The organism is Sphingomonas sp. CCH9-F2 (assembly GCF_001556735.1).
GTDB lineage: Bacteria > Pseudomonadota > Alphaproteobacteria > Sphingomonadales > Sphingomonadaceae > Sphingomonas > Sphingomonas ginsenosidimutans.
This window is the reverse complement of record NZ_LSJO01000483.1, coordinates 1-8,282: the sequence shown is the minus strand read 5'-3', so window position 1 is coordinate 8,282 and position 8,282 is coordinate 1. Positions and strand designations below refer to the sequence as shown.

Sequence of the window (8,282 nt, the reverse complement as noted above, 5' to 3'; positions counted from 1 at the left end):
CCCCCGCCCAGCCCCGCCACCGTCCAGCCGGTCAGCGCGCGCGCGAATTCGGTCACGTCGCCTTGCGTATAGCCGCTGCCGACGCCCAGCGTGTGCAGTTCCAGTATCTCGCGCGCCAGATTCTCGTTCAGGCCGCGGCGCCGGCCCTGCATCGCGGCGCGTTGCGCGCGCAGGCTTTCGGGGCCGACCGACACCGCCTGGTCGAGGTACAGCAGCATCGCCGGATGCCGCGCCACCGCCGACAGCATGTCGCCGAACCGCCCAAGCACGTGCGGGCGGATCGCCTCGAACTCGAACGCGCCAGCCAGCGGGGTGACGGCCTGCTTGTCGGCCGACACGGCGAAGTGATTGGACCAGAAGAACACCATCCGCTCGACGAACGGCGTGTCGCTGGCCAGCGCCGCCGCCAGCCGTGCGTCGGCGGTCGCGGCATAATGATCCTGCCGCAACGCGCGGCGTTGCGCCTTCAGCTCCGGGTCGTCGCCCGGCTTCGTCGGCGGCACCATGGCGGCACCGTTCGCCGCGGCAGCGGCTACGGCGGGGGCAGCGGCCCGCACCTCGCGCCGCTGCTTCTGGAAGGCGATCAGATCGGCCGCCGCCTGCAACGCCGTCCGTGTCGCCGCGATCGGCGCGGGGCGCGCATCGAAGCGCGCGAACTGCGCGGTCACCCATGCGTGCGGGTCGTCGGGCGGCCGGTCTTCCGGGGTCGCTCCCATTCCGAAGCGGTGAAGCGCGATCGTCTGCGGCGTCATGGCATTTTCGTCCCTCAGCGGATGCCGCGATACGCCGGGTGTGTCGCAGAATTATGCCGGCCGCGCGTTCGGATGATTGCAAAAGCCGCAATCCAGATCGCGATCGATTCAATTGCACGCCGCAACGCAGCATTTATGTTGCATCGCATCATTCACTGTGACCTGAGGGGGTTATCACGATGCGCACCGTTTCGATCCTCACCGCCGCCGCCGCCGCGCTGATCTCCACGATGGGCATGGCCGCGGAGCCGGCGCAGCAGACCTTTACCCGCGACGGCCATACCTATGTGTACAGCACCAGCGCGCGTGAAGGCGGCCGTACCCTGATCGAGGGTCGCGAAGTCGGCTCCGCCAGCCGCTTCCGCCTGCTGGTCGACGGCAACCGCGTCACCGGCCATGCCAACGGCTATCCGGTGTCGTTCCGGACGCAGACGCCGCTGACTGCGCTCGCGTCGGCCAACTGATCCGCCGGTTCTTCCGGACAGCAAGGACGGGGCGTGCCGCCGGGCGCGCCCCGTTTTCGTGCCTCAGAACCCTTCGGGCAGGTCGATCGCGCCCACAACCTCGCGATAGCGCGCCACGGCATAGCGGTCGGTCATGCCCGCGATGAAATCCGCAATATGGCGGCTGATGCCCGGCTCCCCCTCCGGCAACCGGGCGCGCCATTCCTCCGGCAGCAGCGACGGATCGCCGCGATAGGCGGCGAACAGCCCCGCGACGACATGATGCGCTGCATCCGCAGCCTCCAGCTGGCGCGGATGATGGTACAGATTGGCGTACATGAACCGCTTCAGCTCGCGCTCCGCCGCCGCCATCGCGGGGGAAAAGGCGATCAGCGGGCGCCCGGCGGCGCGTACTTCTTCCACGCTTTCCACCCCCGCCTCCGCAATGCGGCGCTGCGATTCGGCGATCAGGTCGTTGACCATCGCGCCGATCTGGCTGCGGATCAGTTCCCCCGCCAGCCGTTCACGCGGCAGGTCCGGAAACGTGGTGTCCAGCCGCGCCCAGCCCTCCGCCACCAGGGGCACCGCCTCGATCTGGCCCAGCGTCAGCAACCCCGCGCGCAGGCCGTCGTCGATGTCATGATTGTCATAGGCGATGTCGTCCGCCAGTGCCGCGACCTGCGCCTCCAGCGAGGCATGGCTGGTCAGCTCCAGCGCCGCCTGTGCATCCGCCTCCGCCAGCGCCCAGCTCGGCGCGTAGATCGGGCCGTTGTGCTTCGCCAGACCTTCCAGCGTCTCCCATGTCAGGTTCAGCCCGCGCCAGCGCGGATAGGGACGCTCGATCCACATCAGCGTGCGCAGCGTATGGCCGTTATGGTCGAAACCGCCCGCCGCCAGCATCGCCTTTTGCAGCGCATTCTCGCCCGCATGGCCGAACGGCGGGTGGCCGATGTCATGCGCCAGGCACAGCGCCTCGGTCAGATCCTCGTTCAGCCCCAGCGTGCGCGCGATCGTGCGGCCGATCTGCGCCACCTCCAGGCTGTGGGTCAGCCGGACGCGGAAGTGATCGCCGTCCGGGGCCAGGAACACCTGCGTCTTGTGGCGCAGGCGGCGGAAGCTGATCGAATGGATGATCCGGTCGCGGTCGCGCTGGAACGCATCGCGCGGGCCACGGTCGCCCGCTTCCTCCGCATGGCAGCGCCCGCGACTGCGCGCGGGGTGGGATGCCCAGGGGGCAAGATCGGCCATGATGCTATTTCGTGTCCAGCCGCGTCATCTTCTGTCCGGGCGCGCTGGTGAAGCTGAACGCCGACACCCCCTGCTTCGCCAGCGTGTTGACGAAGGCGCGTGCCTCCGCCTCGGTCTTGAACGGGCCGGTGACGACGCGGTTCGTGGCGCGCAACGGCGTCGCATAGGCGCGCCGCCCGGCCAGCGCCGACGCCTTGGCCTGCACCGCCTTCCACGCCTTGGGCAGGTCGCCCTCGTTCGCGCCGCCCGCCACCTGCACCCAGATGCGCTCCGGCTCGGCGCGTGCCGCCTTCTTCTCCACGGCCAGCTTCTCGGCCGCTTCCTTCTTGGCGGCCAGTTCTTTGGCCTTCTTGTCCGCGGCGGCCTTGGCGGCGGCGGCGGCGCGCTCGGCCTGCCGCTTGGCAATCAGGCGCTCGCGCTTTTCCTCGTCCGCTGCGGCGTTGCGCTCGGCGACGCGCGCGGCCTCCTCCAGCGACGCGGCCGAGCCAGGCGCGGGCGGCGGCGCCACCACCGGGACCGCACCCGGCATCGGCGGCACATCGAGTTCGGACGCCGGGATGGTGATGCCCGCCACGATCCGCGCCAGGATCGAATCCTCGCCCCGCCCAATCGCGGTCGGCCGAGCCGGCGTCGCGCTCGCGACCTGGGCGGGTGCCGGCGCAGGCGCAGGCGTCGGGGCCTGTCCGGTCGTGGTGGAGAAGCCCGGCGTGGCGGTCGCCGCCGCGACCGAGGCATTGGCCGCTTGCTCAGGGCGCGGCGCGACACTGGGCGACGACGCCGTCGTGCCGGCGGCGGCGGACGGAGCCGGCGTCGGGACAGCGGCGGCCGGGGGAGTCGCGGTGGCGGTCTGCACCGACGGCGCCGGACGCGTGCCGCCGGTCGAGGGGACAGCGGTGGCCGGCGCAGCAGAGGCATAGCCTGGCGTCGGCGATGGCGACACACCCGGAGCGACGCGTGCGCCGGCGACGGTCGATCCGGCCGGCGAGATCGCGGTCGGCGGGCGTTGTGCCCCGGCGATCGACGCGACCTGCGCCGCGGGCGTGGGCGACGCGCTGCTGGTCGCGCCCGGCGCGCGCGGTGCCGGAGCCGGAGTCGGAGTCGCAGGGGCCGGGGCAGCGCCCGGAACGGAACTGGCCGCTGCGGAACGGGCGGCATAAGCGACCGGCGGCACGGACACGGGCGCAGCGGCACCGCGCGAGGCCTGGCGCGCCGCCAGTTGCGCTGCGCGCTGCTGTTGCCGCTGTTCGGCGCGCGACAGCGGCCGCGCGACCGACGGCGCCACCGCGGCGATTTGCTGGCGCGGCGCGGTCGGGTCGATCCCCAGCGGCGGCAGCGCGGGGGTCAGCCGCGCGTCGGCCAGCCGCGCGGGCGTCGCCGCGACCTCACCGAAATGCACCGCGAAGGCGCGATCGGTCGCGCTCAGCGTCGGCAGCCGCTGGAAGAACGCCGCCAACCCCTGCGCCATCCCCGCCGGCATCATCCCCGATGCGATGCGATTGGCCCCCGCCACGTCGCCGTTCATCGCCATCACGAACGCGCGCGCGCGCCATGCGCCGCGATCCGACCGCCGCAGCAGCGTGTCGATCTGCGCCAGCGCCTCTTCCTGCCGCCCCGAAATGCCCAGCGACAGCGCATAGCGGCGGCGCACCTCGTCCAGATCGGCGTCGGCCCCGCCCCGCGCCAGCGCCGCGCGATAGTCGCGCTGTGCCCGCTCCTGTTCGCCGACCAGGTCATAGGCAAGGCCGCGATCGCCGGCATATTCGGCCATCGGCGCGCCGTATCGCTGCGCCAGTTCGAAGTAGCGCAGCGCCTCGCCCGGCCGCTCGCCATTCACCAGGATGCGGCCGATCCCCGCATGAACCCGGCCGTTATGCGGGTCGACCGCCTCGGCACGCTTGTAGAAAGCGGCGGCGGCGGTGACGTCGCCCAGCCGGAACGACAGGTCGCCCGCCTCGATCAGCGCGGACAGATCGCGCGGGCTGGCGCCCAGCCGCCGCATCGTGTCGGCCAGCCGGTCCGCATCGGGGTTCAGCGCCTGAACCATCTGCAGCTGCTGCGCGGCCACCGCGGCGGGACAGGCCGCCAGCAGCAGGGCGGCGATGCCGGCGGCAGCGATGCGTCCCGCGCGCGGCGGAGGGACGTCGGACATGCGTATCAAGCTCCCCGCGCGGCCGGCGCGTATGCGGCGGGCCGGGCGGCATAGGAAGGGTCGGTCGGGCGGGAGCCTACACGCCGATCGCGATGAACCGCCAATGGCGATCGTGGGTCAGTGCGGCGAAGCGACCCGGCAGGGCGACGAATGCGTGGCCCGCCCGCCGGCACTGGCGTCAACGGACAACCGCGCGTCGCGCGCCACCACCTACCAGGGCGCCGTCGCCGTGCCGACGCGCACCGGCGCCACGGCGGCGGCGGCGCGCGACCGGGCACCGGCGGCGTGTCGGTTACTGGTTGTTCTGCCGGTGCAGGAAGCGCGGCAGGTCGGACGGATCGCGCGGCTCCTCGTCGCCGCGCCCGGCGTTGCGGGTGGCGTTCTGCATCCGCTCGAACAGGGTCCCGCCCAGCTTCACGCGCGGCTGCGGCGGGGCATCGTCCGCATCGGCACCGGACGACAGGAAGCGGCGGCGGCCGGCATCGCCTTGGTCGACCGGGGCGCCCGGCGCGGCCGGTTCCGGTGCGGGCGCCGGCATCATCGCATCGGCGCCAAGCAGCAATTCGTCCTCCACGGCCTCGCTGGCCGGGGAGATCGCCTGCGGCGACGGGACATGGCCGGCGGCGGGCACGCCCGCCTCCATCGCCTGCGCCGCGGCGCCGCTGGGCTGCTGCGGCGGCACGGCAGCCTCGGGTGCCGGCTGGTAGGCGGCCGGCGCAGGCGCCGTGGCGGGTGCGGCGGCCTGCGGCGCGGCGGCGGGCGGCGTATCGGCCGCGCGGCGCGGCGCGTTGAAGCTGAACGTGCGCGGCGGCTCGGCCGGCGCGGTCGCCGCCGGGACGGCGGTCTGCGCCTGGCTTTCGATGCCGGTGGCGACCACCGACACGCGGATCTTGCCCTCCAGCTCCGGGTTGAACGCCGAACCCCAGATGATGTTGGCGTCGGGATCGACCAGCTCGCGGATATGGTTCGCGGCTTCGTCCACCTCCAGAAGGCGCATGTCGTCACCGCCGGTGATCGACACGATCACGCCCTTGGCCCCCTGCATCGACACGCCGTCCAGCAGCGGGTTGGCGATCGCCTTCTGCGCCGCCACCAGCGCGCGGTCGTCGCCGTCCGCCTCGCCGGTGCCCATCATCGCCTTGCCCATTTCCTGCATCACCGATCGCACGTCGGCGAAATCCAGGTTGATGAGGCCGGGCATGACCATCAGGTCGGTGATGCCGCGCACACCCTGCTGCAAAACCTCGTCCGCCATTTCGAACGCCTGCTTGAACGTGGTGTTCGCATTGGCGACCAGGAACAGATTCTGGTTCGGGATCACGATCAGCGTGTCGACGAACTTCTGCAGCTCCTCGATCCCCGCCTCGGCCGACTTCGACCGGCGACTGCCCTCGAAGCTGAACGGCTTGGTCACGACGCCCACGGTCAGGATGCCCATGTCGCGCGCGGCCTTGGCGATCACGGGCGCGGCGCCGGTGCCGGTGCCGCCGCCCATCCCGGCGGCGATGAAGCACATGTGGCTCCCCTCCAGCAGGCGCGACAGCTCTTCGATCGTCTCCTCGGCGGCGGCGCGGCCGATTTCCGGCCGGCTGCCTGCGCCCAGGCCCTGGGTGATCTTCGCGCCCAGCTGGATCTTCTGTTCCGCGTCGGACTGTTTCAGCGCCTGCGCATCGGTGTTGGCCACCAGGAAGTTCACGCCCTGCACGTCGGCGCGCATCATGTTCGCGATCGCGTTGCCCCCGGCACCGCCGACGCCCACCACGGTGATGCGGGGGGTCAGATCGTCCAGGTCGGGCGTGATGAATTCGATGCTCATCGACAAGTTACTCCGTCCGCCCGCGAATATGTCGCCTGTCGCGGGCCATTCACACCGATGTGCAACAATGGGGCGCGTGGTGAAAGAGAAATTACCGCGAAGCGCCCGATTGTCGCGTCAATAATTGGCCTTGGCGGCCTGAACCAGCTTCCAGAACCCGCGCAAGCCGCGCTGGCGATGCACCATCTGCGGCGTCGGCGTCAGCCCGCGCAGGTCGATCGGATCGCTCGCGGCGAAGAACGCCAGCCCCGCCAGCGTCGCGAAACCGGGGCCGGAATGCGCCTCCGGCAGGCCGGTCAGCCCGCGCGGGCGCCCGATCCGTACCGACCGGCCCAGCGCCTGCTGCGCATAGTCGGCGATCCCCTTCAGCTCCGCACCGCCGCCGGTCAGCACCACCTGCCGGCCGACCGGCCCTTCGAAGCGCAATTCCTTCAGCGCGGCCTGCACCTCGCCCATCAGGTGCTCCAGCCGCTGGCGGATGACATGGATCAGCGCCGCCTTGGTGATCTGCAACGCCTCCGAATCCTCGTCGTCGGTACGCTCGCGGATCGTCACCATCTCGTGATTGTCGCGCGGGCTGGCGTTGGCGCTGCCGTGGAAGCATTTGATCCGCTCGGCCTGCAACCGCGTCGTGCCGAAGGCGGAGGCGATGTCGTCGGTGATGTCGGCGGCGCCGAACGGGATCGATTTCAGCCCGACCAGCATCGCGCCCGCGAACAGCGACACGTTGGTGATCCCGGCGCCCACCTCCACCAGCGCGACGCCCAGGTCGCGTTCCTCCTCGGTCAGACAGGCAAGGCCCGTGGCGACCGGGCTGGCGATGATCGACTTCACCTCCAGATGCGCCGATCGCACGCATAGGTCCAGGTTGCGCACCGGCGATCCGTCCGCCGCGATGACGTGGATGTGCACGCCCAGCCGGTCGGCATGCAGCCCCAGCGGCTTCTTGACGCCGGTCAGTCCGTCCAGCGTGTAGAGCGCGGGCTGCGCGTGGAGCACCATCCGCCCCTGCGGGTCGATCGCCTGCCGCCCTTCGTGGAGCAACGCGTCGATATCCGCCTGTTCGATGCGCATCCCACCCAGTTCGGCCTCGATGAACGCTTCGTCGCTGACCAGCCCGCCGGCCGAAAAGCCCGCCCAGACGTTCTCGATGTTCAGCCCGGCGATCCGCTCGGCCTGTTCCACCGCCTCGCGCACCGCGACTTCGGTGGCGTCCATGTCGGCGATATAGCCGCGCTTGACGCCGCGGCTTTCGCGCTGGCCGGTGCCCAGCACCACCAGTTCGCCGCCGTCGCCCTTCTGCGCGATCATCGCCGATACCTTGGACGATCCGATGTCCAGCGCGGTAATCAGCTCGTCGGGTGCCGCCTTCGCCATGTGTCTCTCGCCCCTGTTATGCCTCTTGTCCGCGCGCCGCGTCCCCTGCGCGCGCTTCCGAGGTCTTGTTGCCCGTGCCGTCGTCGCCGGTCGTTCCCGCGCCCCCGCCTGCGCCTTCGTCGGCGCGGCCGTCGTCGGCCAGCGCGCTGGCGCGGTCCTGCCCGGGACGCCGCGCGACCAGCTTGGCCGGATCGCGCATGTCGAAGCGCAGCCAGCCCTTGCCCAGCAGCGATCGCGCGCCGTCCAGCTGCGCGAACTTCACCAGCGCCTGCGCCGCGTTATCCTGCGGCAGCGCCAGCGTCTCGCCGCTGTCGAAGGTCAGGTCCCAGCGGCGGTTGCCGATCCATGTCGCGGCGCGGATGCGCGGTTTCAGCGCGGGCGCGGCGGCCAGCAGCGCCTGATACCCCGCCTCCTGCCGGTCCGCGCCGGGGCCGATCACTAGCGGCAGGTTCGGCATGTGCGCGGCATCCACCGGCGCGGACCGGCAGGAGGCGGGG

General features: G+C 71.6%; 7 protein-coding genes. 1 reads left to right on the top strand and 6 read right to left on the bottom strand.

The window, feature by feature from the left end:
• A partial coding sequence (locus AX685_RS13740) for a DUF1800 family protein (RefSeq protein ID WP_156445809.1) occupies positions 1-752 on the bottom strand: 752 nt, incomplete at its 3' end.
• Positions 753-931: 179 nt separating this feature from the next.
• Here AX685_RS13740 and AX685_RS13735 point away from each other — a divergent pair.
• On the top strand, positions 932-1,216 hold the full coding sequence (locus AX685_RS13735) for a hypothetical protein (RefSeq protein WP_066489635.1): 285 nt from the start codon (positions 932-934) through the stop codon (positions 1,214-1,216).
• Positions 1,217-1,279: 63 nt separating this feature from the next.
• Here the strand turns inward: AX685_RS13735 and AX685_RS13730 are convergent, their stop codons facing one another.
• The 5 genes from AX685_RS13730 to AX685_RS13710 form a co-directional block, all read right to left on the bottom strand.
• Positions 1,280-2,443, bottom strand: a complete 1,164-nt coding sequence (locus AX685_RS13730; RefSeq protein ID WP_066489634.1) for a deoxyguanosinetriphosphate triphosphohydrolase — start codon at positions 2,441-2,443, stop codon at positions 1,280-1,282.
• Between the two features lie 4 nt (positions 2,444-2,447).
• Entirely contained in the window at positions 2,448-4,592 is a 2,145-nt protein-coding gene (locus tag AX685_RS13725; protein ID WP_066489628.1) for an SPOR domain-containing protein, read from the bottom strand.
• 292 nt (positions 4,593-4,884) lie between these two features.
• Positions 4,885-6,408 carry a cell division protein FtsZ gene (gene ftsZ, locus AX685_RS13720; protein WP_066489625.1) on the bottom strand — a complete coding sequence of 508 codons (1,524 nt, stop codon included), beginning with the start codon at positions 6,406-6,408 and terminating at the stop codon, positions 4,885-4,887.
• A gap of 117 nt (positions 6,409-6,525) precedes the next feature.
• Positions 6,526-7,785, bottom strand: a complete 1,260-nt coding sequence (gene ftsA, locus AX685_RS13715; protein ID WP_066489623.1) for a cell division protein FtsA — start codon at positions 7,783-7,785, stop codon at positions 6,526-6,528.
• Between the two features lie 16 nt (positions 7,786-7,801).
• A partial coding sequence (locus AX685_RS13710) for a cell division protein FtsQ/DivIB (RefSeq protein ID WP_197418620.1) occupies positions 7,802-8,282 on the bottom strand: 481 nt, incomplete at its 5' end.